Annotated in this window: 20 protein-coding genes; 8 read left to right on the top strand and 12 right to left on the bottom strand. The window is 65.3% G+C overall.

Features of this window, described 5'->3' with window-relative positions:
* The first annotated feature begins 73 nt into the window (after positions 1-73).
* Positions 74-697, top strand: coding sequence for a superoxide dismutase (locus K9F62_07440; GenBank protein ID UJX43167.1), 624 nt, complete (start codon positions 74-76; stop codon positions 695-697).
* Between the two features lie 158 nt (positions 698-855).
* On the opposite strand, the gene K9F62_07435 is transcribed toward K9F62_07440, so the two are convergent.
* On the bottom strand, positions 856-1,686 hold the full coding sequence (locus K9F62_07435; protein ID UJX42491.1) for a hypothetical protein: 831 nt from the start codon (positions 1,684-1,686) through the stop codon (positions 856-858).
* 380 nt (positions 1,687-2,066) lie between these two features.
* Between K9F62_07435 and K9F62_07430 the strand changes: the two genes are divergently transcribed.
* From K9F62_07430 to K9F62_07420, 3 genes are all read left to right on the top strand, one after another.
* Positions 2,067-3,761, top strand: coding sequence for a cache domain-containing protein (locus K9F62_07430; protein UJX42490.1), 1,695 nt, complete (start codon positions 2,067-2,069; stop codon positions 3,759-3,761).
* Between the two features lie 65 nt (positions 3,762-3,826).
* Positions 3,827-4,561, top strand: a complete 735-nt coding sequence (locus K9F62_07425) for an MBL fold metallo-hydrolase (GenBank protein ID UJX42489.1) — start codon at positions 3,827-3,829, stop codon at positions 4,559-4,561.
* Between the two features lie 272 nt (positions 4,562-4,833).
* On the top strand, positions 4,834-6,321 hold the full coding sequence (locus K9F62_07420) for a B12-binding domain-containing radical SAM protein (protein ID UJX42488.1): 1,488 nt from the start codon (positions 4,834-4,836) through the stop codon (positions 6,319-6,321).
* 114 nt (positions 6,322-6,435) lie between these two features.
* On the opposite strand, the gene K9F62_07415 is transcribed toward K9F62_07420, so the two are convergent.
* Positions 6,436-7,635 carry an aspartate aminotransferase family protein gene (locus K9F62_07415; protein UJX42487.1) on the bottom strand — a complete coding sequence of 400 codons (1,200 nt, stop codon included), beginning with the start codon at positions 7,633-7,635 and terminating at the stop codon, positions 6,436-6,438.
* A gap of 386 nt (positions 7,636-8,021) precedes the next feature.
* Positions 8,022-8,486: a dUTP diphosphatase gene (dut, locus tag K9F62_07410; GenBank protein UJX42486.1), complete on the bottom strand. Its 465-nt coding sequence runs from the start codon at positions 8,484-8,486 to the stop codon at positions 8,022-8,024.
* A 231-nt stretch (positions 8,487-8,717) separates the two neighbouring features.
* Here dut and glgP point away from each other — a divergent pair, with 231 nt between their 5' ends.
* On the top strand, positions 8,718-11,288 hold the full coding sequence (gene glgP / locus K9F62_07405) for an alpha-glucan family phosphorylase (GenBank protein UJX42485.1): 2,571 nt from the start codon (positions 8,718-8,720) through the stop codon (positions 11,286-11,288).
* A gap of 130 nt (positions 11,289-11,418) precedes the next feature.
* On the opposite strand, the gene K9F62_07400 is transcribed toward glgP, so the two are convergent.
* From K9F62_07400 to K9F62_07375, 6 genes are all read right to left on the bottom strand, one after another.
* Positions 11,419-13,197 (bottom strand): methyl-accepting chemotaxis protein, encoded by a 1,779-nt coding sequence (locus K9F62_07400; protein UJX42484.1) that lies wholly within the window; start codon positions 13,195-13,197, stop codon positions 11,419-11,421.
* Between the two features lie 75 nt (positions 13,198-13,272).
* Positions 13,273-13,746 carry a cytochrome c family protein gene (locus tag K9F62_07395; protein UJX42483.1) on the bottom strand — a complete coding sequence of 158 codons (474 nt, stop codon included), beginning with the start codon at positions 13,744-13,746 and terminating at the stop codon, positions 13,273-13,275.
* 369 nt (positions 13,747-14,115) lie between these two features.
* Positions 14,116-15,444 (bottom strand): sigma-54 dependent transcriptional regulator, encoded by a 1,329-nt coding sequence (locus K9F62_07390; GenBank protein UJX42482.1) that lies wholly within the window; start codon positions 15,442-15,444, stop codon positions 14,116-14,118.
* Positions 15,441-16,652, bottom strand: coding sequence for a PAS domain-containing protein (locus K9F62_07385; protein UJX42481.1), 1,212 nt, complete (start codon positions 16,650-16,652; stop codon positions 15,441-15,443). The genes K9F62_07390 and K9F62_07385 overlap by 4 nt, the downstream gene beginning before the upstream one ends.
* Entirely contained in the window at positions 16,652-17,794 is a 1,143-nt protein-coding gene (locus K9F62_07380) for an iron-containing alcohol dehydrogenase (GenBank protein UJX42480.1), read from the bottom strand. Before K9F62_07380 ends, K9F62_07385 begins: the two co-directional genes overlap by 1 nt.
* Before the next feature lie 165 nt (positions 17,795-17,959).
* Positions 17,960-18,226, bottom strand: a complete 267-nt coding sequence (locus tag K9F62_07375; protein UJX43166.1) for a helix-turn-helix transcriptional regulator — start codon at positions 18,224-18,226, stop codon at positions 17,960-17,962.
* A 703-nt stretch (positions 18,227-18,929) separates the two neighbouring features.
* Here K9F62_07375 and K9F62_07370 point away from each other — a divergent pair.
* Together K9F62_07370 and K9F62_07365 are read left to right on the top strand one after the other, a co-directional pair.
* Positions 18,930-20,729, top strand: coding sequence for an MCP four helix bundle domain-containing protein (locus K9F62_07370; GenBank protein ID UJX42479.1), 1,800 nt, complete (start codon positions 18,930-18,932; stop codon positions 20,727-20,729).
* A 145-nt stretch (positions 20,730-20,874) separates the two neighbouring features.
* On the top strand, positions 20,875-21,363 hold the full coding sequence (locus tag K9F62_07365) for a chemotaxis protein CheW (GenBank protein UJX42478.1): 489 nt from the start codon (positions 20,875-20,877) through the stop codon (positions 21,361-21,363).
* A 33-nt stretch (positions 21,364-21,396) separates the two neighbouring features.
* Here the strand turns inward: K9F62_07365 and K9F62_07360 are convergent, their stop codons facing one another.
* A complete protein-coding gene (locus K9F62_07360) occupies positions 21,397-22,623 on the bottom strand; it encodes a DUF362 domain-containing protein (protein ID UJX42477.1) in 1,227 nt (408 codons plus the stop codon).
* The gene (locus tag K9F62_07355) at positions 22,599-24,173 is read right to left on the bottom strand and encodes an acyl--CoA ligase (GenBank protein UJX42476.1); all 1,575 of its coding nucleotides are present in this window, start codon (positions 24,171-24,173) and stop codon (positions 22,599-22,601) included. The genes K9F62_07360 and K9F62_07355 overlap by 25 nt, the downstream gene beginning before the upstream one ends.
* Positions 24,174-24,328: 155 nt before the next feature.
* Here K9F62_07355 and K9F62_07350 point away from each other — a divergent pair, with 155 nt between their 5' ends.
* A complete protein-coding gene (locus tag K9F62_07350; protein UJX42475.1) occupies positions 24,329-24,673 on the top strand; it encodes a hypothetical protein in 345 nt (114 codons plus the stop codon).
* Positions 24,674-24,690: 17 nt separating this feature from the next.
* Here the strand turns inward: K9F62_07350 and K9F62_07345 are convergent, their stop codons facing one another.
* The gene (locus tag K9F62_07345) at positions 24,691-25,515 is read right to left on the bottom strand and encodes a phosphoadenosine phosphosulfate reductase family protein (protein ID UJX42474.1); all 825 of its coding nucleotides are present in this window, start codon (positions 25,513-25,515) and stop codon (positions 24,691-24,693) included.
* Positions 25,516-25,563 lie beyond the last annotated feature (48 nt).

Below are 25,563 nucleotides of genomic sequence, written 5' to 3'. Positions count from 1 at the left end.
CGCCACGTCTTTTTCCCGCCGCAATGTCCTGAAACTGGCCGCCGGCTCGGGGCTTCTGCTCCTGGCCGGAGGCATGATCCTGCCAGGCCAGGCCTGGGCCGAGGCCTTTGCCGCCCCGCCCCTGCCCTATCCGGAAAACGCCCTGGAGCCGGTCATCTCCGGCCGCACAGTAAGCTTTCACTACGGCAAGCACACACTTGGCTATTTCAAAAACGCCAATAAACTGGTGGCGGAAAGCCCGCTTGCCGGCCAGCCCCTGGACAAGGTCTTCCTGGCCGCGGCCAAGGACCCCAAACTGACGCCGATTTTCCACAACGCCGCCCAGGCCTGGAACCACGTCTTCTACTGGAACGGCCTCAAACCCGGCGGCGGCGGCGCGCCCACGGGCAAGCTGGCCAAGGCCGTGGACGCCTCCTTCGGCAGCGCCGACGCCTGCAAAAAGGCCCTGGCCACGGCTGCCACTTCCGTTTTCGGCAGCGGCTGGGCCTGGCTCGTGGCCGACGGCGACGGCAAGCTCAAGGTGGTTGCCACCGGCAACGCCGGCAATCCCATGCAGGACGGCCTGAAGCCGCTTTGGGTCATCGACGTCTGGGAACACGCCTACTACCTGGATTACCAGAACCGGCGGGCCGACTACGTGGCCGGCGTCCTGAACAAACTCGTCAACTGGGACTTCGCGTCCAAGAATCTGGGATAAGGTGGGGAGGGAACCGGGGGGAAACCTTTCTTGCAGAAAGGTTCTCCCCCCGGACCCCCTTTCCAAAGACCTTTAACAATAACAGCTTGCTATCGATAAACCAGCCGTAACCATTAAAGACTTTAGGAAGGGGAGAGCGCGAGAGGGGAGAACCCTTTTTAAAGGGTTTCCCCTCTCGCACCTTCCCCCCTCTTCCCTTCTTTCACGGGCTTCGTAACGATGTGGCCCGGGAGGACCCGTTTCTCGTCCGTCACCAGGGCCGAGGCCTCTTCCGGCGTGCACCGCACCACCGTGGCCATGGCCACGTGCGTCCCGGCCGCATCGTACACGGCCACGTGTGAACCGGGGGCAAGGCCGTGGTCAGCGCCAAGGCCAAAGCAAATAAGCAGCCCGTCCGGCGTCTTTTTCGTCATGAAAACAACTGCCTTGCCCCGAACGGCTCGGATCGTGGCCAACCGCCGCGACAGCAGGAGAACAGCCACTCCGGTAAGCGCCGCGCCAAGCATGCCCCACCCGGCCAGGAACAGGGGCGATACGCCGAAAAGGTGCCGGATGCGGGAATTGGTGGCGTCGTCCAGGCTGGCCTTGTCGGCGAAGACACGGATGATAAAGGCCTGATCCGGCCTGTTGGCGTCGGTCCCGGGCTCGCGCACGATCACCGTGCCCGTTTCCGGGGCTGCGTCCGGCGCGGCCGAAACCGTCGCCTGCCACATGCGGCCGCCCCAAAATCCCCCCGCCTCCTGCCCGGTCACGGCAACGGTGATACCGGGATGGTCCACGGCGAGGACGAGGTCCGAGGCACGCCGCACATCGGCGGGAAGCGGGCCGGAAAGACGGGCCGTTTCGCCCGGCAAAAGGAAGACCATGTTCGCCCCGGTGCGGGCGTTGTCGACGAAACCATCGGCCAGGGCCAGACCGACGCACAGGCAAAAGGCCACCGCCAGCCAGCCGAGCCCGTCGCGCAAGCGTACCAGGGAGGCCTCGCTCAAACCATCACCTCTGGCGAAGCCCAGCCTGCCGGACAACGCGGCGCGATGCCGGTCCGGGACATGGCGGACACGGCGCAAAGAGGCACGGGCAAGCGCACGTGCTTCGTCATGGGGGCTACTCGTCGGGGCATAAGCGAGCCCTGTAAACGGAAACCGGCTGCCAGGCAACCACGGAGATTGCCGGACCCGGAGGATGCGCCATCGTCTGCAAACGCGCCCTTTTCCCGCCGACAGCCAGTAACGGCAGCCGGCGCGTCATACGATGAGAAGCCATATTTCACGGAATTGCCCTTGACAAACGCGGCATGATTTTGCGCAACATATCGCCGAAACGAATAATTGCGCCAATCCCGCCAAACCGGATGGACGCTGGAGGCCCCATGCTGCGACGTTTCAGCCTGGCCGGGCATCAGCCCCCAACCGACCGCCATGCCCGCGCGCGCACGCCGTGGAGCATCCGTCAAACGCTCCTTTTCATCCTTGTTCCGGCCGTCATCGTGCTTCTGGCCACAACCGGGCTCCTGCTCATGCGCTCGGCCAATTCCTCCGTGGAAACGGCCATCGCGCGCGGCTCCCTGAGCCTCACCCTGGCCCAGGCCCGGGAGCTCCAAAATCTGCTGGCCGGCTGCCGCGAGGACGCCGTGGCCCTGGCCCACAAGCCCGTGACCCGGGAGCGGTTGCACGATTTCATGGAAGGCGCCGCCGCCGCCCGGGGCATGGTCTATGCCGAGGCGGCCTCCATCCCGGCCGGCCCAGACGATCCCGTGGTGTTGCTCAAAAGCGACGGCCGGGTGGCGGACGTTTCGCCGGATGTGGCGCGCCGGGCCCAAAACGGTCCCCTGGCGCTCCCCCGCAAGGCAACGTCCCTGAAGCCGGGCCAGGTCAGCCTGTCCGCGTTGACCGAAGTCTATTACCCGCCCATGGGACTGGGCTTCGAGCCGCGCCAGCGCAATCTGGCCCTTTTTCGCCTGACCACGCCCGTGGCCGGGCCGGACGGCCGACCGGCCGGTTTCCTGGTTCTGTCCATCGACGCCCGGGCCGTCCGCAACATCCTGTCGCTGTACAACTCGCCCCAGTCCCCGATCCTGGGCTTTCACCGCACCCGGGAAAACCGGCAAAGCCTCTTTGTGGACGACCAGGGCTGGATGCTTTTCCAATCCGAGAACGTGGCGGAACCGACACGCGAGATCTCGGTTGCCGGCGTCAAGCCGGGGCTTTCCGGCGACACCGGCAGTCCCGGCGACGACGGCGCGTTTCGCCCGGCCCCGGACCATGAAGCCTATTGGCGCATGATCGAGGCCATCCGGCAGGGCCACGCCGGCATGGAACGCGCCGAACCGGGGTTCGGACCGCCCAAGATCGCCTCCAGCGACGACTTCGTCGGCTACGCGCCGGTGCGCTTCGCCAGCGGGCCGGACGACAAAACCGAAGTCGTGGGCGGCGTCATTTATATCGACCGCAGTTTGCTGCCGCGCGCGGCCCAGTTCGACCAGGGCAACATCCTGTTTCTGGCCACGGCCGCAAGTGCGCTCCTTTTGGCCGTCCTGATCGTCGTGTTGTCCGGCCGCATTGTCCAGCCGATGACGCGCCTTGCCGATGCCCTGCGGGAAATGCGCCACGAAGGCCATCTGCGGGAAATCGAACTGCCGGACAGCGGGCTCGAGGTCACCAGGGTCAAGCGTGTCTGCAACCGGCTCATCGCGGCCTTGCTCGCCAGGGAAGTGACCCTCGGCGACAGTCGCGACGGCGCGCCGCGTGAGGCCCTTCCCCTGGAAAGGAGGTCGCCAATCGCGCCAAAAGCACGCCAGACGGCAGACGCGTCCCCCGTCGAGCCTCCCTCCGCCTCCGACCCGTTCGGCGACGCTTCCCTGTCCGACCGGCAGCGCGCCGCGCTCCTTGCCCTGGTCGATCGCGGCGTCTTCTCGCGCCAGGACTACCAGGACGCCGGCGGCGACATTCCCCAACGCACGGCCCAGCACGACCTGCAAGACCTCGTGAGCCGTGGCGTCCTGGACAAGGACGGCCGGGGACCGGCCACCCGCTACCGCTTGCGCCGGGGAGCAAAACGGTCATGACGCGTCACCTTCCCCTTCGCCGCGAAGGTTGGTAAAAGGCGGCAAACTCATCCCTGGAGGTTCCCATGCTGGCGGAATGCGTTCTTCTCACCTGCGTGGCGTTTTTCGGCCTGGCCGCGCCGGCCTTCGCGGCAGCTCCGGCGTCCGACGAATTCGCCACCTCGGGCGGCCCGCTGCGCATCTTTTTCATCGGCCACGGTTCCCTGCGCTTCGAATACGGCGGCAAGGAAATCTACGTGGACCCCTTCGGCAAGGTGGGCGATTACGGGACCATGCCCCCGGCCGATCTGGTGCTGCTCACCCACGAGCACGGCGACCATCTGGACCCCGAAGCCATCGCCAAGATTGCCGGCCCGGACACCGCCATCGTGTTGACCGGCCCCTGCCTGGAAAAGCTCGGTCGGGGCACGGTGCTGGAAAACGGCCAGAGCGCGACCGTCGCCGGCATACCCGTCGAAGCCGTGCCGGCCTACAACATCAAGCACATGCGCGCGCCGGGAACGCCCTTCCATCCCAAGGGCCGGGGCAACGGCTACATCCTGACCTTCGGCGACCTGCGCGTCTACGTGGCCGGGGACACGGAAAACATCCCCGAGATGGCCAACCTCAAGAATATCGACATCGCCTTTTTGCCCATGAACCTGCCCTATACGATGACGCCGGAAATGGCGGCCGAGGCGGCGCAAATGTTCAAGCCCAAGGTCCTCTATCCCTATCACTTCGGCGAAACGGACCCGACCAAGCTCGTGGCCCTGCTCAAGGATTCGGGCATCGACGTGCGCGTGCGCGAACTGCGGTAGGGGGGAGGCAGGGAGGCAGAGAGGCAAGAGAATGCGAGAGGGGAAACCCTTTGAAAAGGGTTCTCCCCTCTCGCGCTCTCCCCTTCCTAAACTTTTTATCTCTTGAAATAACATACTATCCAACGCTTCTGAGAAAGAGATATTCCTCAGAAAAGAGTTCCCGCTCTCGTACGGGAGCGGCCACCCCGCCTTCCCTTTCGGTTTTGCCGCGACCATGATAACGAGCCGCGCGGGGACGGCGCGCGACCGTCCAAAAGGAGAATCGTCCGCCCATGAATGTCCTTTTCGCCAATCTGGCCGGGGTCAAAGTCGATCCTGACGGCAAGGTCCGTCACTTCATCAAGGCCGGCTCCCGCTGGCCCATGACCATCGGCTACGCCAAGTCCGTCGATTACTATCCCTTTCCCTTCTGGCTGGCCTACGCCCTGGCCCTCTGCAAACGGGACACCAAGGCCGCCTGCTCGGGCCTCGACGGCGTGGTCATGGACTTCACCGACGCCGAAATGCTCGTGGAGGTCAAACGGCGCAAGCCCGACCTCATCGTCACCGAACTGGCCGCCCTGACCCTGGCCGACGACCTGCGCTTTCTGGACAGGCTCAAGCGGGAAACCGGCTGCAAGGTGCTCGTGGCCGGCAACCATGCCACCGTGGCCGCCGAGGCGCTGCTGACCGAAAACGTCTGCCTCGATTTCGCCGCCATCGGCGAATACGAAATGACGGTCAAGGACGTGATCGAGGCGCTTATGGCCGGTCGCGGAGACCTCTCCGACATCCCCGGGCTGGTCTGCCGCAAGGACGGGCAAATCGTGAATACCGGCCGGCGCGAACTGCTGGCCGATCTCGACAGCCTGCCCTTCCCCGACCGCGAGGATTTTCCGGCCACCATCTACCCGGACTTCACCCTCTACTCGCCCTGCATCAACATCGTCTCCTCGCGCGGCTGCCCCTGCGGCTGCGTCTACTGCCAGGAACGCCACATCATGTACGCCTCGCCGCGCTACCGGCCCCGCGATCCGCAGAAAGTGGCCGAGGAGATGGAATATTGCATCAAACGCTTCGGGGCCAAGCAGTTCTATTTCGACGACCAGAGCTTTGTGGTGAAAAAATCCCACGTGCTCGGCATCTGCGCGGCCATCAAGGAACGCGGGATCAAAATTCCCTGGACCGTCATGGGCGACGCCATGTTCGTGGACCGGGAGACGCTTTTCGCCATGGCCGACGCTGGCTGCATCGGCATGAAATTCGGCGTGGAATCGGCCGATCCGGACATCCTCAAAGCCATCGGCAAGCCGCTCGACCTCGATAAATGCCGGCAGGTGGTCAAATGGTGCCGGGAATGCGGCATCCGCACCCACGCCACCTTCTGCCTGGGCCTTCCCGGCGAAACCGAGGAAACCATCAAGAAGTCCCTGGCCTTCATGGAGGAACTCGACGCCGACACGGCGCAGGTGTCCAAGGCCGTGCCCTATCCCGGCACGCCCATGTACGCCTGGGCCAGCGAACGCGGCTACCTGGTGGCCAAGGACCTGACCAGCTTCGACGGCATGGGCTCCTGCGTGGTGGGATATCCGGACCTGCCGGCCGAGGAGATCGACCGCTGGTACGGCATCTTCTCCCGCCGCGTGGCCAAGAAGAAGCTGCTCAAATACTTGAGTGAGCCCGGCCAGAGCCTGTCGATTCTTATGGAGATGGGCCGGCGCAAGGGCGTCGCCAGCGTGGTGAAATCCGCCTGGACCTTCGTCACCCGGGCGTTTCGGTAGAAAAAGGCCAGGGGGAAACTTTTTGAAAAAGTTTCCCCCTGGACCCCCTTCAAAAACTTTTTCCGGCTTTGGTATGGTGTGGTGCAGGGGAGGCAAAGCCTCCCCTGCCCGCGCTTACACCTCGCCCAGGACGTCGGCCAGGGCGGAAGCGAAGAGTTTCAGGTCTTCCTGTTCGATGACCAGGGGCGGCAGCAGCCGCAGCACGTTGCCCTGGGTGAGGTTCAGCACGAACCCGCGATCGAGCAGTTTCTTCCAGACATCGGCCCCGGGGAAGGTCAGCACGATGCCGAGCATGAGTCCCATGCCCCGAATCGTCTCGATCTTGCCGGGACACTGGGCCTTCACATCCTCGAACAGGGCCTTGGCGAAGTCGCCCATGCGCGCCGCCCGCTCGGCCAGATGGTCGTCGCGCATGATGGCCAGGGTCTTGGTCGCCGCTGCCGACACCAGTGCCCCGCCGCCGAACGTGGTGGCATGGGCTCCCGGCACGAATCCGGCCGCGACGGCGTCCGTGGCCAGCACCGCGCCCATGGGCAGCCCGTTGGCCAGGGCCTTGGAGCAGGTGAAGACGTCCGGCTCGACGCCGTAGTTCTGGAAGGCCCAGAACCGGCCCGACCGGCACATGCCGCACTGCACCTCGTCGCACATGAAAAGGATGTCCTTTTCCTTGCACAGCGCCGCCAGGGCCGTCACGTACTCTTTGGAAAGCGGGTTCACCCCGCCCTCGCCCTGGATGCACTCCACCAGCACCGCCGCCGTGTGCGGCCCGATGGCCGCCCGCATGGCTTCGATGTCGCCGGACGGCACGGTCACGAACCCCTCCGGCAACGGATCGAAGCCGAACTTGATCTTGTCCTGCCCGGTGGCCGTCAGCGTGGCCAGGGTGCGGCCGTGAAAGGAATGCGTCAGCGTGACGATCTCGTAGGCGTCGCGCTCCTTGACCGTGCGCATGTAACGCCGGGCCAGCTTGATGGCGCCTTCGTTGGCCTCGGCCCCGGAATTGCAAAAAAACACCTTGCCGGCATGGCAGGTGGCCTTGAGCGCCTCGGCCAGCTCCACCTGCTCACGCTGGTAGAAAAGGTTGCTCACATGCACGAGCTCGCGGGCCTTGGCCGCGATCACCTCGGCGATCTCCTCGCGGCAATGCCCCAGGTTGCACACGGCAATCCCGCCCAAAAGATCAATGTATTCACGGCCATCAAGATCATACAGACGGCATCCCTTGGCCGAGGATACGGCCAACGGATACCGGCCATAGGTGCTCATGACCGCTGCCTGCTCCCGCGCTTGCAGCGCGTCGAACGCCTCGCTCATCGCATTCCTCCTTGGGGGGAGGGAGGAAACGGAGGAACCGGGGGAGGGAACCCCTTTTTGCAAAAAGGGGTTCCCTCCCCCGGACCCCCACCCTCCCCAAAAACTCCTAAAAGTTATGCCGCCAATCTTGCCTTTCCATGCGGCGCTTCGCCGCTGGCGCACCTTGTTGCCGCAATCTCGTCCGGCGTCGAGGCGCAACGCGCCTCGTGCCGACGGGCCGATTGCGGCAACAAACGTCGATCTCCCGCCGCCCAAAGCTGTCGCCCAAGCACCGCACGCACCCGTCAGGGGGGTCCGGGGGGCCCTCGGCCTCCCGGCGGAGGGGTCCAGGGGAGGCAGCGCCTCCCCTGGCCGCCGGAGGCCTCCCCCTCCCGCCTCGCCTCGCCTCACGCCTTGCCGGTGTGGCCGAAGCCGCCGCTGCCGCGCGACGTGTCGCCGAGCTCCTCCACGGGCATGATGACGGGCCGCACGACGGGCGCGAGCACGAGCTGGGCGATGCGCTCGTGGCGGGCGATGGTGACCGGCTCCTTGGACGTATTGAGCAGCCACACCGTGATTTCGCCCCGGTAGTCGGGGTCGATGACGCCCACGCCCTGGGCCACGGTCAGGCCGTGCTTGGCGCCGAGTCCCGAGCGGGAATAGACGAAGCCGGCCACGCCGGGAGCGTCGATTTCGATGGCGATGCCGGTCGGCACGGCCACGCGATCGCCGGGGGACACGGTCAGCGCATCCGTGTCGATGTCCGCGCGCAGGTCCAGCCCGGCCGAGCCGGGCGTGGCGACCGTGGGCGGATTATCGCGGCTGGAATCGCGCAGAAACTTGATGCGCAGGATGCTTGTGGCGTCGGACACGTGGACGACCTCCCGGCTGGTGAAATAAGGGCGATAACCTACCGTATCTGTTGATTTTGTAAATAAAATATAACCTATTGAAATAACGCATTTTTTCAGACTGGTGTCATGGTCGTGACGTTTTGGAACCGGCCTTGCAATTTGAAGGGCCTTGTGGGTAGATGCCGGCAAGGCGCCGATATTGCGCGGCGATGCGCGCCGTGATGCAATAAGCCGTAAGAGGGGAACCGCATGCAGCCGTTACGCGTCTATAGCGTTGTGCCGAAATTGCCGCCAAAGCTCAATGCGCTTTGGGATCTGGCCTACAATCTGCTTTTTTCCTGGAACGACGACATTGCAACGCTTTTCGCCCAGGTGGACCGGAAACTGTGGCGCGAGTGCTCGGGCAATCCGGTGGGCTTCCTCAACCGGCTGCCGCAAAAAACCCTGGAAACCCTGGCCGAGGACGACTTTTTCGTCGAACGGGTGGGCGACCTGCGCCAGATCCTCGAGACCTATCTTTCCCGCAAAACCACCTCCATCCCCTTTCCGGACCGCGACGGCCAGCCGGTGGTGGCCTATTTCAGCCTGGAATACGGCATCAGCGCCTGTCTGCCCGTCTATTCCGGCGGGCTCGGCATCCTGGCCGGCGACCACCTCAAGTCGGCAAGCGATCTCTGCGTGCCCCTGGTCGGCATCGGGCTGTGCTACCAGCAGGGCTATTTCCGCCAGTACCTGACGGCCGACGGCTGGCAACAGGAACGCTACCCGATATACGATTTCGAGCAGATGCCGTTGTCGCTTTGTAAAAACGACGCCGGCGAGCGCATCATGATCCACGTCGACCTCAAGGGCGAACGGGTCCACGCCCAGATATGGAAAGCCCAGGTCGGCCGGGTGTCGCTCTACCTCATGGACACCAACGTGCCGGAAAACCAGCCCGCCTCCCGCCAGCTCACCAACCGGCTCTACGGCGGCGACCTGGAAACCCGGGTGCGCCAGGAATACCTGCTCGGCATCGGCGGCATCCGGGCGTTGGAAGCGCTCTCGCTCAAGCCCAAGGTCATCCACATGAACGAAGGCCATTCCGCCTTCGCCGGCCTCGAGCGCATCGCCATCTTCATGGACAAGCACAAGCTTTCCTTCGAGGCCGCCATGGAACTCGTGGCCTCGAGCTCCATCTTCACCACCCACACGCCCGTGCCGGCCGGCAACGACCGCTTTCCGCCGGACCTGATCCAGGCCTATTTCGAGGACTACGCCAAGCGCCTGGGCCTGGCCTTCAAGGTGCTCATGGCCCTTGGCCGCGAGGACCCGCGAAACGACGCCGAGCACTTCTGCATGCCGGTCCTGGCGCTCAAGCTCTCGCGCTTCAACAACGGCGTCTCCAAGCTCCACGGCGTGGTCTCGCGCAAGATGTGGAACCGCGTCTGGAACCAGTATCCCGTGGAGGACGTGCCCATCGGGGCGCTGACCAACGGCGTGCACGTGCCGACCTGGGTGGCCCAGGACCTGGCCACCCTCTACGACCGCTACTTCGGGGCCAACTGGCGCGAGGATCCGGACACCGGCCGCGTCTTCGCCCAGACGCATCTGATTTCCGACGCCGAGCTGTGGCGCGCCCACGAACGGCTGCGCGAACGGCTGGTCGGCTACGTGCGCGAACGGCTGCGCGATCAGCTGCTGGCCCGGGGCGCCAGGCGCGCGGAACTGCAAAACGCCGAGGAAGTCCTCGATCCCCAGACGCTGACCATCGGCTTCGCCCGCCGTTTCGCCACCTACAAGCGGGCCAATCTGCTGCTCAGCGACAAGGCGCGACTGCTCAAGATCCTCTCCAACACCGACCACCCCGTGCAGTTCATCTTCGCCGGCAAGGCCCACCCCCACGACAACGAAGGCAAAAAGATCATCCAGGAACTGGTGCAGATCTGCCAGAGCCCCGAGTGCCGCTTCAACATGGTCTTCCTGGAAGACTACGACATGGAAATCGCCAGCTATCTCGTGCAGGGCGTGGACGTGTGGCTCAACACCCCCCGCCGGCCGCTCGAAGCCTGCGGCACCAGCGGCATGAAGGCCATGTGCAACGGCGTGCTCAACTACAGCACCCTCGACGGCTGGTGGGCCGAGGCCTGGAAGCCCGACAACAGCGTGGGCTGGGCCATCGGCCAGGGCGAGGAATACGAGGATGGCGGCTACCAGGATTTCGTGGAAAGCCAGACCCTCTACAACGTTCTGGAAAACGAGATCATCCCGACCTTCTACGATCGCGGGCACCACGGCAACCTGCCGCGCAACTGGATCCGCAAGATGAAGGATTCCATCAGCCAGCTCGCCCCGCTCTACAACTCCCACCGCATGGTCGAAGACTACGCCCGCGTGGCCTACGTGCCGGCGCTGGAAAACTACAACCGGCTGACCCGCGACGACTGCGCCGCCGCCAAGGACCTGGCCTCCTGGCGCATGGACATGATGACCAAATGGAGCAGCCTCGATATCCGCAACATCCGCTCCGAAGACCCCGAGGAACTCCACGTCGGCGACCCGGTGCTGGTGCGGGCCGAAGTGCACCTGAACGGCATCCGGCCCCAGGACGTCGAAGTCCAGATCTACGCCGGCCGGCTGGACTACGAAGGCAAATTCGCCCAGCGCGAAACCGTCAATATGCAGCCCAGCGAAATCACCCCCGACGGCTGGCAGATCTATACCGGCAAGATCCAGCCCACCGAGGCCGGCCGCTTCGGCTATACCGTGCGGATCCTGCCCCACCACCCGCTGCTGCTCGATTCCCACTCCCTGGGCCTCATCCGCTGGGCCACGGCCTAGCAGATAGGGGATAGCTGGGGCGCCGCCCCAGACCCCGGCAGAGGCTCCGCCTCTGCACTCCGCCGGGGGGCTTGATGCCCCCCGGTCCCCCCTTTACCGGGTCACGGTCGAGCGCCGCCCACCTACCTATCTAGGCCAGCATCTCGTCGATGAGGCGTTTGAGATTTTGGGCTTCTTCGGTCAGGCCGGCCACGGCCTCGCCGGCGTGTTCCATGGCCACGGCGGTGTCCTCACTGATGTGGCTGATGGAATCCATGGTGTTGCTGATTTCCTCGCTGACGGCCGACTGTTCCTCGGCGGCGGCGGCAATGGAACTGATCTGATCCGCCGAAGCGCCGACGAGGGAGACGATGCCGGTTAAGGCATCGCCTGAGCCCCGGGCCAGGGCATTGGCTTTTTCGATGGCTTCCGCTGTTTCCCGCACGCTTTCCACGTGTTCGCGAGTGCCTTGTTGGATGGCGGTCACGGCCTGCTCCACTTCGGTCGTGGCCTGCATGGTCTTTTCGGCCAGCTTGCGCACCTCGTCGGCGACCACGGCGAAGCCCCGACCGGCATCACCGGCCCGGGCGGCCTCGATGGCGGCATTGAGCGCCAGGAGGTTGGTCTGGTCGGCGATGTCGGAGATGACGCCGATGACCGCGCCGATGCCCTGGGCCTCCTGGCCAAGCGCGGTGATGTCCTCGCGCAGGGACTCGGCCCGTTCGCGAATGGAGCCGATCATGGCCACCAGATCGAGCACGGATTTGGAGCCTTCGGCGGCCTGGTTGCGGGCGTCCCCGGCCGTGGACACGGCGGCGGCGGCGTTTTGGGCCACTTCGAGGACCACGGTGTTCATCTCGCCGATGGCCAGGGACGTTTCCTTGGCCGCGTCCTTCTGGGTGTGCGCGCCGTCGCGGGCCTGCTGCACTTTTTCGGACAGGGAGGCCGAGGCCTCGCCCATGCGGGCCAGCACGCCCTCCAGGGTGCGGGCGGCGGCGGCAGCGCCTTCCCGGCGGGCGGCCAGGGCTTCCTCCCGGGCCGCTTCCGCCTCGGCCAGGCATGTGCCGGCGCGCTCGGCCTCGCTGGCCGCCTCGCAGCTTTTCTGGTCGGCCTCGGCGATCTTGTGCTTGAGGTTGTCCACAAGGGTGCACAGGGACCGGCCGAGCTGGGTGATTTCGTCCACCCGGCCCTTTTGGGTCCGCCGGTCCACGAGGTGGTGGATATCCAGGCAGGCGTCCATGTCGCCGGTCGCGATATGCTCGCTATGGGCGGACAAAAAGCCCAGCCGGTCGATGATGGTGCGCTTCATGAAGAGCCACAGGGCCGCGACCAGGACCAGCAGTCCCCCAAGGGACAGCAGCCCGGCCTTGACCTCGGCCCCCTTGAGCGCCGCCATTTCCGGGCCGACGTCTTCCACCGTGACCATCGCGCCGAGGATGGCCCGGCTTTCGCCGTGGCAATGGTGGCAGTCGGGCGCATTGGCCACCGGGCGCACGGTGACGAACGACGGCTTGCCGTCCACGGTTTCCAGGCCGGCGGCATCCTCTCCCTTGGTCAGCGCCGTTTCGAGCAGCGCGGCGACCTTGGCGCCGGGCAGGGTCCGGGTCAGGGGCTGGCGCAGGGCCTCCTTGCGCGTGGCGTAGGTGGCCTCGCCGCGAAAATCCGTCAAAAACGCCTGCAACCGGCCGCGCGTGCCGGCGATCAGGGAAAACTGGCTGGTGGTGGTCTCGTTGTCGCCCAGACGCATGGGTTCGCTGACCACGAGTTCGATCAGCCGGGCCGAGCGCCGGGCCGCCTCACGGATGCGGGTCAGGGAGATCTCGCGCTGCCACAGCGTGTTGGCGGCGAACAGCCCGGCCAGCACGGCGGCGGCCACGAACAGGACCAGAAGCAGGGCCTTGGCTCCGAGGGAACTGGTGCGTTTGGACATGACTGCCTCCGCGCGCAACGCTCCGCGCGCCGGGAGGTTGGAGTTGGAAACCGTGTTGCGCCGGGACGCAGGGCGTCAATGGGCGCCGGCCTGCAGGAGCGGCTTGTAGCCGAAGGCGCGCACCCGCGTGGCATTGTGGCAGCCCTGGCAGTCGGCCACGGTGAGCTTGCCCTTGATGTCCGCCGGGTCCTGCGAGGCGACATGGGCCGATCCGGGGCCGTGGCAGACCTCGCAACCGGCCTCGGCCATCCCGGGCGTGGCGGCAAAGCTCGTGAATCCGCCCGGCTTGCCGTAGCCCGTGGTATGGCAGGCAAAGCAGCCGGTGAGTTCCTCGGGGGTGAGCTTGCCCGCCATGCGGCGCAGGCTGACGGTGGAGTGGGCCTTTTTGGAATGCTTCATGAAGGCTTCGTACTGCGCGCTGTGGCAGCCGGAGCAAGCCTTGGATCCCACGTAACGGACAGGCGGGGCCTGCTGGCCGCCGCTGCCGACGCCGGGACAAAGCGTCAGAAGGCCCGCGGCGGCCAGGCCTACGAGAAATCGCCATCCCATGTCGGACTCCTTCTGGGGGCGAGCATCGCGGCATCGCCACGCCGCGTGAACCGCCGGCAGGGTGTGGCGGATCACGCGAAATTCGTGTTCTCGTGACAACCAAGAGCAAAATGCATACCGGCCGACCGCTATCGGCGTGACGAAAGCGCGCGGGGCGCCTTGCGGCGAACATTCTTTGCCGGGCGCGGCTAATCGGCCAGGGTCATTGGGAATTGTTCCGGGGAGGAACAGGCAGGAAACGGAAGAAAACGAACGCGGGAGAAAATGGCGGCCAGGGCGGAAACACGCCTCTGGTGCCTTTTGTCACAATAGACACGAAACGGTGTGTCACCAGTGAGCCCCAGGGGCTCCTAAAAGACGCCGGGCGGATCACATAATGGCGTATTCGCGGATCTTGCGATACAGCGTCTTGCGCGAAATGCCGAGCGCCGTGGCGGCCAGGGTGCGGTTGTTGCCGAAGCAGGCCAGGACCTTGGCGATATGCTCGCGCTCCACCGCCTCAAGCGACAGAAAGTCGTTTTCGCCCTCGGACTGCATGGACAGTTCGCGCGGCAGGGCGTTTTCCGTGATCACCCCGTTTTCGGCCAGGATCACGCCGCGTTCGATGACGTTGCGCAGTTCCCGGATATTGCCCGGCCACTGGTAGTTGATGAGGCAGGCCATGGCCCGGTCGGAAACGCGGTAGGTGCCGCCGGCCAGGACCCGGTCCAGGAAATACTCGACCAGAAGCGGGATGTCTTCCTTGCGGTCCCTAAGCGGCGGCAGCTCGATGTTGAAGACGTTGATGCGGTGATAGAGGGCTTCGTGGAACCGCCCGGCCTCGGCTTCCTTGGCCAGGTTGCGGTTGGTGGCGAAAATCAGGCGCAGGTCCGTGGTGCGCTCGTCCTTGTCGCCGACCCGGCGGTAGGTCTTGTTCTCCAGGGTGCGCAACAGCGAGGCCTGGACCTCCATGGGCAGCTCCCCGATCTCGTCAAGGAACAGCGTGCCCTTGTTGGCGAAGGTCATAAGTCCCTCGCGGTTCTCCATGGCCCCGGTAAAAGACCCCTTGACGTAGCCGAACAGTTCCGAGCGGGCCAGCTCCTTTTGCAGCGTGGCGCAGTTCTTGATGACATACGGCTTGTCCGCCCGCTTGGACCGGGCCTGGATAGCCGTGGCCGCGACTTCCTTGCCGGCCCCGGACTCGCCGGTAATGAGCACCGGCACGTCGGTCGGCGCGACCTTGTCGATGAGGAAGCGGATCTGCTTGATGGCGGCCGAGTTGCCCACGATCTGCTGGGGCTGGCCCTGGTTCTGGGCATGCTTGAGCTGGCGGTTCTCGAAACGCAGGCAGGCCCGCTGATAGGCCCGCTCCACGATCAGTTCGAGTTCCTCCAGGTTGAACGGCTTGGTGATGTAGTCGTAGGCCCCGAGCTTCATGGCCTCCACGGCCGAGTCGATGTTGCCGTGGCCGGTGATGATGATGACCTCGACGTCCGGGGAATGCTGGCGGATCTCCACCAGCACGTCCAGGCCGTCGGCATCGGGCAGACGCAGGTCGAGGACCACCACTTCGTAGGTGTTGCGCCGCAGCATCTCCCGGGCCTGATGGGCCGATTCCGCCGCCGCGACGGCGCGGGCCGGGGAAGACAATTCCTTCTTGAGCAATTTGCCGATGGAGGGCTCGTCGTCCACCACCAGCACGCTGTAGGGGCTGGTCACGATATTTTGTCCGTGTTGACGGGAAGTTTGACGGTGAAGACCGAGCCCTCGCCGGGCTTGCTTTTGACCGCAATCTCTCCCTGGTGTTTGTCCACGATGGTCATGCAGGTGGAAAGCCCGATGCCGATGCCCTTGCCGGCCCGTTTGGTGGTGAAAAAGGGTTCGAAAAGCTTGTCCATATTTTCCGCGGGGATGCCGCAGCCGGAATCCTCCACGGACAGACACACCGCGCCGGAACCCTCCTGGAAGGTGGTGATGACGATGTGGCCGGGGCCGACGATGGCGTCCATGGCGTTGACCAGGAGATTGAGCATCACCTGCTTGATCTGGTGCTCGTCGCCGGAAACCATGGGCAGGTGTTCGCACAGTTCCGTGCGCACGGTGATCTTGGCCTGGTTGCGCTGCCGGAGATGGCTGCGCAGGAGCTTGAGCGTGTCCTCGACCACGGCGTTTAAGCTCACCGGGGAAAAGCTCACGGTCCTGTGCCGGCTGAAGGTGAGGAGCGTGGTGACGATGTCCTGGCAGCGGCGGCACTCCTGCAAAATGGTGGTGACGTAGTCCTCCACGTCGTCCACCACGGTCGGGTCGACCTTTTCGCGCAGGGCCGGCAGGCGGCGGCGCAGGCCCTCGGCGAAACCGAAGATGGCGGTCAGCGGGTTGTTGACCTCGTGGGCCACGCCCGTGGCCAGCATGCCGATGGTGGCCATCTTCTCGGCCTGGTAGAACTTGGCCTGGTATTCCTTTTCCCTGGTCACGTCGCGCTTGAAGACCAGGATATGCTGCTCGGGGTCGTCGGGGTGGTGGATGGGCGAGGCCACCATCTCGAACTGGATGTTCTTGCCGTTGATCTTGAAGATCGCGGTTTCGCGGCAGATGTCGCCGGTGGTGAAGGATTTTTGGGCCGGACAGTTCGGACAGGGCCGGTCCTCGCCGCGAAAGATCTCGTAGCAGAATTTCCCTTCCGGCGCGGGATCGGGAAACACCTGGCGAAAGACGTGGTTGACCGACAGGATGCGCAGGTCCGGGGTGAGCACCATCATGATGTCGGTGATGCCGTCGAGGATGGCGGCTATCTCGCGACGGCGCTGGGCGGACTGGGCATTGGCGTCCTTGAGGGCCTCGATGGTCTGGCGCAGCTCCTGGAAAAAACCGAGTTTGCTGTGCTCGATGCCGATGAGATCCTCAAGGGACGGCGCCCGCCAGGGCATTACCAGGCCTCCTGGCAGATGCCGAGGAGCGACTCCCAGGTGACGGGGCGGGGGTTGGTCAGGGTGCAGGCGTCGTTGACCGCCGTGCGGGCGATGGTTTCCAGGCAGCCCTTGTCGGGCAGGATGTCCCGCAGGCGCACCGGCACGCCGAGGTCGGCGTAGAAGCGCTCCAGCCAGTTGATGCCGGCCAGGGCGATGTATTCCGAGGAACACATGCGCGGGCCGCAGACAATGCGGCCGATGGTGGCCAGCTTATCCAGGCTTGTCGGGAGGTTGTAGCGCATGACCGGCGGCAGGAGAATGGGGTGGACCAGGCCGTGGAGCACGTCGAACATGCCGCCGAGCGAATGGGCCAGGGAATGGCCGATGCCGAGCCCGGCGTTGGAAAAGGACATGCCGGCCGAGGTGGCGGCGATGCTCAGGTTTTCCAGGGCCTCGATGGAGCGGTCGGCCAGGGCGGCCGGCAGGTTGCGCATGATAAGGCGCATGGCTTTTAGGGCCTGCACCTCGGTAAAGGGCGAGGCCAGAAGCGACAGGTAGGATTCCACGGCGTGGGCGAAGGCGTCGATGGCCGAGGCGATGATGAGGTGTTCGCTTTTGGTCAAAAGGACCAGGGGGTCGATGATGGAGATGTTGGGCACCAGCGACCGGCTGATGATGGACATCTTCACCTGGCGCTCGACGTCGGTGATGATGCAGAACTGGGAAATGTCCGAGCCCGACCCGGCCGTGGTCGGCATGAAGATCATGGGGGGCAGGGGCCGCATGATGCGGTTGGCCCCTTCGTAGTCGCTGATGCGGCCGCCGTTGCCGACGATGGTGGCGATGCCCTTGGCCGCGTCCATGGGGCTGCCGCCGCCCACGGCGATGATGACGTCGGCCCGCTCGCGGGCGTAGATCTCCGCGCCTTCATGGATCTGATAATCGCGCGGATTGGAATTGACAGCGTCGTAGTAGACCCATTCGAGGCCGTTATCGCGCAGGATGTCCATGATCCGGTCGACCCAGCCGGCCGCGACCAGCCCCTGGTCGCTGACGAGCAGCACCCGGCGCCCGCCCAGGCGCTTGGCGCAGGAAGCCAGGTGGACGATGCTGCCCCGGCCGAAAATAATCTCTGGAATGGCGAATTTGCTGATCCGCATGGCGCTCCTTGGCGGTGGGACGAACGAAGTTGTCGGCGCATGGAGCGCACGGCAGCCGATAACGCCGGCCTCATCGGCAAGGCTGGCGTATCGTTTTGACCCGAAGCTATAACGTCCCTGTTTCAAAGGTCAAGCCGGGTTGCCCGGAGACACCGGCCGCAGCCCCTAATTCCCTTCGAACCGCTCCACGAATTCCCTGAGCGTTATCCCGAGGGCGTGGCATATCGCCTCCAGTTCGATCATGTCGATGCGCCGCTGCCCGCTTTCGTACTTGCTCACGTAGGATTGCGGATATCCCAGGCGCGCGGCCAACTCGGTCTGGCGCAATCCGGCCTCCTTGCGGAGCGAAAGCAGAAGAGCGCGGAAACACTCGTAGCGCCGCGTGTAACTAGTACGCTTCACGAGTTTCACACAGGATACGTTGCGTAATATCCCAAAACAGGATATTTGGGATCGAAAGAAAGAATTCGGGGAAAGCGAATGTTTTTCGCCGGGAAAGACGACCCGGGGCAAAAAAAAACATTTGCCGGCATTGTCTCCCTGTTTCGAAAGCCCGGCAGGGGGAAGGCGACACACCGCAAGGGAAAAGAAAGCGTGCTTCCCGCAGGCAGGGACCGGGCATTATGAAGTTTAAAATGCCTTCACGAGCAAACTCTCTGTGAAAACCAATCCTTTTTTATCCCCCCGTCCGGGGCCGACTGGCCCGACATGAGTATCCTTCAATTCACGTGAAATAGACAGAGGCTTTTTTTCGCCGTCGGGCAACCGGGTTGGGCAACGTTGCAGCCCGGCGCGCCCTGTGTCGCGCCACACCGTATAAGCACCGCCGCTCTCGGCAAGGCCGCACGCGCGGGAAAGCAGCAACCTTCCGGAAACAGGAATCTCTTTAAATTAATATCATAACTATATCGCCAGGAAAACATATTCGCATACATTTACACGCACAGCACAATTCCTAGCAACAAAGGAGAGAATAAGCACCAAAACCACTGTCTATCCGCAGGCGTCGTACAGCCATCCCTTTATTTCAAGAGACTGACCGTACATGGAAGCGCCCGCCTTTGAGGCTACGCACCAGACGGCAAACATCCCTGCCATTTTTTGACGATACAGCGTGCAACAAAAGGAGAATTTCATGCAATGGTTTCATAACATGCGTGTGGGGCCGAAGTTGATTGGTTCCTTCATCCTGATGTCTCTGATCGTCATGGCGGTCGGCCTGCTGGGTCTGCACAACATGGGGCTTATCAGCGACATGACGGACACGCTCTACGAGCGGGAACTGCTGGGCGTCGCGGCCATCCAGGAAGCCAATGTCAACCTTGTCTACGCCGATCGGGCCACAAAGAACCTTATCTTGTCCACCTCCCGCGAGGAGCGCGGCAAGCTCATCCAGCGTATCGACCATTACAAGAAAAAATTTGCGGAACAGATCGCCACTGCCCGGCCGCTCTTCGTCTCCCAGGAAGGCCAGGCCATGCTGACCCGCCTCGAGCAGGCCTGGCAATCCGTGGTGCCGATCTGGGACCAGATCGTGAGCGCCACCAAGAGCGAGGATCTCGAGGCAAACCGGGCCTCGGTGGCCTTGTCCATGGGAGCCGGCCGCGACAGGACCCGGGCCCTGGACGACCTCATCGAGGAAGTCGTCCGGCATAAGGAAGACAACGCCAAGAGCTACGCCCGGGAAGCGGCGGATCTGTACAAGCAAAGCCGCACCATGCTGACCCTTGTCATCGCCGTGGCCGTGCTGGTCGGCATGGCCCTCGGCTGGAGCATTTCCCGGGGCATCGCCGGACCGCTCGCGGCCTGCGTGGATTTCGCCAAGGGGCTCGCCCGGGGCGACCTGACCCACAAACTCACCTTCGAGCGGGCCGACGAAGTGGGACAGGTCTGCCAGGCCCTGCGCGAAGTGGCCAAGGCCGAAAGCGAGGTGACGGCGGTCGCCGGCAGCATGGCCCAGGGCGACCTGCGGATCGCCGTGGCGAAACGGAGCCCGGCCGACACGCTCATGGAATCCCTGGACGCCATGATCAAGCGCCTGACCCTGGTCGTGGAAGAAGTCCAAAGCGGCGCCGAGAACATGGCCTCCGGGGCCGAGGAATTGAGCGCTTCGTCCGAATCCCTGTCCCAGGGGGCCTCGGAACAGGCCGCGTCCGTTGAGGAAAGCTCCTCCTCCATGGAGGAGATCAGCGGCTCCATCATGCGCAACGCCGACAACGCCCGCCAGACCGAAGCCCTGGCGAGCAAGGCCGGCCAGGACGCCAAGGAGTCCGGACAGGCCATGGCCGAAACCGTGGCGGCCATGCGCCAGATCGCCACCAAGATTTCCATCATCGAGGAAATCGCCCGCCAGACCGACTTGCTCGCCTTAAACGCCGCCGTGGAAGCGGCCCGGGCCGGCGAACACGGCCGGGGCTTCGCCGTGGTGGCCTCCGAGGTCAGGAAGCTGGCCGAACGCAGCCAGGCCGCGGCGGCGGAAATCAACGGCCTGTCGGCCTCGAGCCTGGACGTGGCCGAACGGGCCGGCCGGCTTCTGGAAAAGCTCGTGCCCGATATCCTCAAGACCTCCGACCTGGTGCAGGAAATCGCCGCGGCTTCCAACGAGCAGAGCGCCGGCGCGGAACAGGTCAACAAGGGGCTGCAACAGCTCGATCAGGTCGTGCAGCAAAACGCCTCGGCCTCCGAGGAGCTGGCCTCCACCGCCGAGGAGCTCTCCTCGCAAGCCGAACAGCTCGTCAGCACGGTGGGCTTTTTCCAGGTCGCCGGCCAGGATGGGCGCACGACGGGCGTAGCGGGCGAAAAGAAGCGCCGGGCCGGCGTTGGCGGCAACGGCCATAAACCTGGTCTGAATCTGAAGAAAAGGCCCCTGCCCGATCCGGCGCCGATCCCACAAGCGCCCGGCGAGGCGGACGAGGCCCTGTTCGAACGCTTCTAGCGTCGCGTCCGATCAAGCCATTCACTTTTGACGCCAACGATGCGCCGTGTCCCCGCACTTCCCCATATCACGAGGCGCGGGCGCACGGCGCGAGCCGGAAGCGCGGACCCGGCCCCAAAGCCGGGCCGCATTGTGGAGCATTGCCATGGAAGAAAACGCCGCATCGGCGAGCAGGCGCTATCTGACCCTGACCCTTGGCCAGGGCTCCTGCTTCGCCATCGATATCTTCGCGGTCCGGGAAATCCTGGATTTCACCGACATCACCCGCGTGCCGCACATGCCGCCGGCCATGTGCGGCATGGTCGACGTGCGGGGCGAGGCCGTGCCCGTGATGGATCTCGGCCAACGGCTGGGGCTCGGGCCGGTGGAACAAACCATCAACACGCGCATCGTCATCATGGAACAGGCCACGCAGGGGAAGATACGCCTCATCGGCGGACTGACGGAATCGGTCAAGGAAGTGCTGGAACTCGACGCCGCGAACATCGTCCCGCCCCCAGCCATGGGCATGGCGGCGGACACCGCCTGCGTCCAGGGCATCAGCCGGCACGGCGACCAGTTCGTCATCGTGCTCGATACGCAGCGGCTGTTCAGCCTTGACGAGGCCCGGCAGAACGACGCCGACGCCGCGTAAGCGAAGCGAAAGCATCCGGGGGGAAAGCTTTCTTCAGAAAAGTTTTCCCCCAGCGACGTTATACGCCTTGTAAAAGTCCAAAATATGCGGCGGGCAGCCGGGAATAAAGTGGGCGAGTCCCGTGTTGTGGCGGGTGTCGTAGACAAGCGGCGCGGCGCAGGCCCCGAAGCACCACGGTTCGCCCTTGACGTTGCGCAGGTTGCGGCGTTCGGGCATGGGCACGCCGACATAGAGCGTCACCGGCTCGCGCCCGGCGAACGCGCCTTCGCTGGCCAGCTTGTCCAGGGAATGGCGCAGGGCCGACAGACAGCCGAAACAGGCCCCGCCCTCCAGCACCCGCACCGCAGCGTAGGCCCCGGCGCAGCCGATGACCGGCCGCGTGAAAACGCGCCGCAGCATGTCCGGATCGGCCCCCACCACCTCGATGGCGGCAAGGTCGGTCTCGCCCAGGCCCTCCTGCCGGGCCAGGCGCAGCATGGCCACCTCGCCCGCGCCGATGCCCATGAGGTCGGCCGCCACGGTATCCACGGCGCACACATCCGTTCCGGCCGCGATCACGTTCATGTCCGGCACCGCCGCCCCGGACAGCGGGGCCTGGCCCTGCACCGCCCACAAGCCGTCGAGCACGGTAAGCGCCGGTCGGACCACGCGCAGGATATCCACCACCTTGGCACTTATGTCGTTGCGGTGGCAGAACATGCGCTGCTCGTCGCACACCAGGCCGTAGAGATTCTTGATGCCGAGGGTGACCAGCGTGTGCACGTGGGTCTTCATCTTGGGCACGTTTATAAGCACGTCGGCCTCGACCACGGGGCGCGGCACAAGCACCGGATCGAAGAGAAAGGCGTCGGGATTGGCCACGACCACGGGCGCGTCGCGGTCGAAATGGACCACTTCCCCGCCGCAGGCGGCAACCGCCTTGGTGAAATCGGAAAGGCAGGACAGGGCCCGCTCCAGGGACAGGCCGTAGCCCGGGTTGTCGCCGACCAGCACCTTGGCCGCCCCGGCGTCGCGCAGCAGGCGCACCAGGGCCAGGATGACCCGCTCGTCCGTCACGATGGCGCAGGGATTGCGGGGATCGGGGCGCACCAGATTGGGCTTGACCAGCACGCGCCTGCCCCGGACCATCCCCGGCAGATCGCAGCAGGCCCCGACGGCTTCGGCCACCAGCACGGCCACGACCGCCAGACTTTTGGCCGTGTAGTCGCTTGGGCTTTCGGGCACCGGACGCGAGGCTAGGGCGACACGAGGGCGCGCCATGCGATTTTTCCTCCTGGGGTTCTGGGCAGCGCCTCGCGGACTTCGATAACGCGCGGCATCTTCATGCGGTGCAGCCGGCCGACAAGATAATGGCGCAGCCCGGCCGGGGACAGTTCGGTCCCGGCGCGCGGCACCACCACGGCTTTGGCCACCTCGCCGCGCAGCACGTCGGCCTCGGGAATGACGATGCACTCGGCCACGTCCGGATGCGTTCGAAGCGCCTCCTCGATCTCCACCGGAAAGACCTTCATGCCGCCGACCTTGAGCAACATGCTTTGGCGGCCGGCGAAATAAAACGCGCCGTCGGGCTCGCGGCGCACGATGTCGCCCGTGCGAAAGCGCCCGCCAAAGAGGCGAAATTCCGGCCGCGCCTCCTCGCCGAAATACCCGGGGCACACCCCCGGCCCGGATACGACCAGTTCCCCGGGTTCGCCGCACTCGGCCTCGGAGCCGTCCTCGCGCACGACCCGGGCCAGGTAACCGGGAACCGGCCGCCCAAGCCGGCAGGCGGCATGGGCCTCGCCCGGCCGGTTGGCGAGCCCCACGCCCGTGGTTTCGGTGCTGCCCCAAACAGGCAGGATGGACAGGGAAAAGCGCGCCAGAAGCCCGGAGGCCAGGGCGGAGGGCACGTGCATGCCGCCGGATTCGGCCACCCGGACCGTGGCCAGGGGATTGCCCGAGCCCGCCGGCAGGCGCAGCAGGGTTTCGTAGATGGCGGCCACGGCCATAAGCGCCGTCACCTTGTGGCGCGTACACGCCCCGGCCACGGCCTTGGCCGCCACCCGGTCGCACAGGACGAGCGGGCCGCCGAGAAAAAGCGGCCGCATGAGCGTCTCGTGGGGATGGACGAACGCCGGCATCAGGCACAGATGCACATCCTCGGCCGTGAGCGCGAAGGCGGCCACCGAAGCCTCGGTGTTGGCGATCAGGTTGCCGAGCGTGGTCACGGCCCCCTTGGGCGCGCCCGTGGTGCCGGAGGTGAAGTTCAAATAGACCGGGTCGTCCGGCCCGACTTCGGGCAGGGCGGCCGGGAACGGCCCGGCGCACAGCGCCTCGAAATCCGACAGCCCGGGGGGAACGGCGTTCCCGGCCGCCTCGCCCCTGTCCATGACGACCAGGGCAAAGGGCGGCTTGCCGCCGGTCAGGTTTTCGAGCAGGGGCAAGAATTCGGCCGCGACGCAGACCAAGGCCGGAGCCAGCCGGTCGAGCACGGCGCGCAGGACCGGCGGCGGCTGGTTGGGGTCCAGGGGGAAAAAGACGCCGCCACAGGCGGCTGCGGCGAGAAACGCGGTGATGGCCGCCGGGGTCTTGCGGGACAGCACGGCCAGACGCCCGCCCTTGCCCAGGCCGCGCTCGGCCAGGGCAGCCGCCAGCCGGGCCGCGCGCTCGGCCAGTTCGCCGTGGCGCACGACCGTGGTCCCGCAGAGGATGGACGCGCCGTCGGGAGCGGCCTCGGCGTTGCGGCGGGCCAGGGCGTAAAGCCCCCCGCGAAGCGTCCCCAGGGGGGCGGACACCCGGCTGCGCGCCGGGGATGGCTTGTTCTCGGACATGCGCCCAATATATGTCGGGGAAAGCGTTTTTGGCAAGGCGGACGCACGATTGCCCGACGATTGCCGACCGACCCGATCCGGTATAAAGCCATTGCGTCCCGCCGGAACCACCCGGCCGGACGGCGTTCCACCACATCGCATCGCGCGGAGGCGGCATGAATACGCGGCGTTTGGCCCTGACGTTTTGCCTGGCTGCCCTTTTTTCGTGGCTGCTTGCTTCCGGCCCGGCCCAGGCCGCGACCCCGGACGACGACACGCGGCCCATCAAAACCGGCGCCAGCGTCACCGGCATCGTGGAAGAAGACTATACCGACGGCCTGCTTTTGACCACGGACGACGGCGTCACCTATCTGGTCCTCACCCCGGACGCCATCAACCTGGAACAGGAAGAGGCGTTCCAGAAGAAATTCAAAGGCAAACGAGTCACCCTGACCGGCAGCATCTACCGCGACGAGGACGGCTCGCTCAGCCTCTACGTCGATTCCCTGCCCACCCGGTGACGCCGGGGCGGCCCGGCCTACATGTAGCCCAGGGCGCGCAGCTGCTCCATGGCCTCTTCCTTTTCCTGATCCCGGCCGGCCCGCTCCCCGGAGCGGTCGGTGAGATCCTGCTCCCAGGCCGGCAGATCGCTTTGGCGCACGGTGCCGGTCTTGGTGCCGAGGCTGCGGTAGCCTTGCCGGTAGAGCTCGCAGAAGGGGATGTCATTGCCGCGCGTGATGTCCCACACGTCGCGCTCGAGCATGTGCAGGATGGGGTGGATGCGCGTATGCGGCGGGTCTTCGCGCGGGCTTTCGTAGTCCTCGTGGGCCCGGGCCGGGTGTTCGTCCCAGCGGATGGCCGTGCCGAGCGCCGCCACGCCCTCCCGGCGCAAAAAGGCGTTTAAGGGCGCGACCTTCATCAGCTGGTTGCCGAGGGGCGATTCCGGATCGAAGGGAAAGGCCTCGCCGGTAAACCCCGTACGGGCCAGTTCCGCCCGGCTGTCCTCGGACAGCGCGGCCACGGGAACGACGTCCCCGATACGCGGCTTGCGCGACAGGACGTCGTCGTTGGCGACGACGGTCAGATCCAGTCCCCAGGCCTCGACCAGGCGCTTTTGAAACGCCACGACCTCGTCAAAGGGGTCGCCTTCGTTGATGGTCACCACCCGGGGCATGGCAAGCCCCCGTTCGGCGCAGACCTGCCGCGTGATCCAAAGCACCAGCGTGCTGTCCTTGGCCCCGGTCCAGGCCAGCCGGAAATCCGGTCCGAACCGGCCGATGGCCCCGGCGACGATGTCTTTGGACAGCGCTATTTTCCCGTCCAGGGACAAGGCCCAGCGGGCCTCGCGTTGTATTTCGTCCATACCCGTTCCTTGAGGGAGGCTTTAAGCCTGCCCGTTTTGGCTGGCTTG

Source organism: Desulfovibrio sp. JY (genome assembly GCA_021730285.1).
Lineage (GTDB): Bacteria > Desulfobacterota > Desulfovibrionia > Desulfovibrionales > Desulfovibrionaceae > Solidesulfovibrio.
Note: the sequence above shows the minus strand (reverse complement) of the source record. Positions and strands in the feature narration are given on the sequence as shown.

What these genes read in the sequence shown, in the direction of transcription:
- K9F62_07365 (UJX42478.1), top strand. Translation starts at nt 20,875, where the DNA reads ATGGAAGAAAACGCCGCATCGGCGAGCAGGCGCTATCTGACCCTGACC.
- K9F62_07425 (UJX42489.1), top strand. Translation starts at nt 3,827, where the DNA reads ATGCTGGCGGAATGCGTTCTTCTCACCTGCGTGGCGTTTTTCGGCCTG.
- K9F62_07385 (UJX42481.1), bottom strand. Translation starts at nt 16,652, where the DNA reads ATGCCCTGGCGGGCGCCGTCCCTTGAGGATCTCATCGGCATCGAGCAC.
- K9F62_07420 (UJX42488.1), top strand. Translation starts at nt 4,834, where the DNA reads ATGAATGTCCTTTTCGCCAATCTGGCCGGGGTCAAAGTCGATCCTGAC.
- glgP (UJX42485.1), top strand. Translation starts at nt 8,718, where the DNA reads ATGCAGCCGTTACGCGTCTATAGCGTTGTGCCGAAATTGCCGCCAAAG.
- K9F62_07380 (UJX42480.1), bottom strand. Translation starts at nt 17,794, where the DNA reads ATGCGGATCAGCAAATTCGCCATTCCAGAGATTATTTTCGGCCGGGGC.
- K9F62_07415 (UJX42487.1), bottom strand. Translation starts at nt 7,635, where the DNA reads ATGAGCGAGGCGTTCGACGCGCTGCAAGCGCGGGAGCAGGCAGCGGTC.
- K9F62_07440 (UJX43167.1), top strand. Translation starts at nt 74, where the DNA reads ATGATCCTGCCAGGCCAGGCCTGGGCCGAGGCCTTTGCCGCCCCGCCC.
- K9F62_07350 (UJX42475.1), top strand. Translation starts at nt 24,329, where the DNA reads ATGAATACGCGGCGTTTGGCCCTGACGTTTTGCCTGGCTGCCCTTTTT.
- K9F62_07355 (UJX42476.1), bottom strand. Translation starts at nt 24,173, where the DNA reads ATGTCCGAGAACAAGCCATCCCCGGCGCGCAGCCGGGTGTCCGCCCCC.
- K9F62_07395 (UJX42483.1), bottom strand. Translation starts at nt 13,746, where the DNA reads ATGGGATGGCGATTTCTCGTAGGCCTGGCCGCCGCGGGCCTTCTGACG.
- K9F62_07370 (UJX42479.1), top strand. Translation starts at nt 18,930, where the DNA reads ATGCAATGGTTTCATAACATGCGTGTGGGGCCGAAGTTGATTGGTTCC.
- K9F62_07400 (UJX42484.1), bottom strand. Translation starts at nt 13,197, where the DNA reads ATGTCCAAACGCACCAGTTCCCTCGGAGCCAAGGCCCTGCTTCTGGTC.
- K9F62_07360 (UJX42477.1), bottom strand. Translation starts at nt 22,623, where the DNA reads ATGGCGCGCCCTCGTGTCGCCCTAGCCTCGCGTCCGGTGCCCGAAAGC.
- K9F62_07345 (UJX42474.1), bottom strand. Translation starts at nt 25,515, where the DNA reads ATGGACGAAATACAACGCGAGGCCCGCTGGGCCTTGTCCCTGGACGGG.
- K9F62_07430 (UJX42490.1), top strand. Translation starts at nt 2,067, where the DNA reads ATGCTGCGACGTTTCAGCCTGGCCGGGCATCAGCCCCCAACCGACCGC.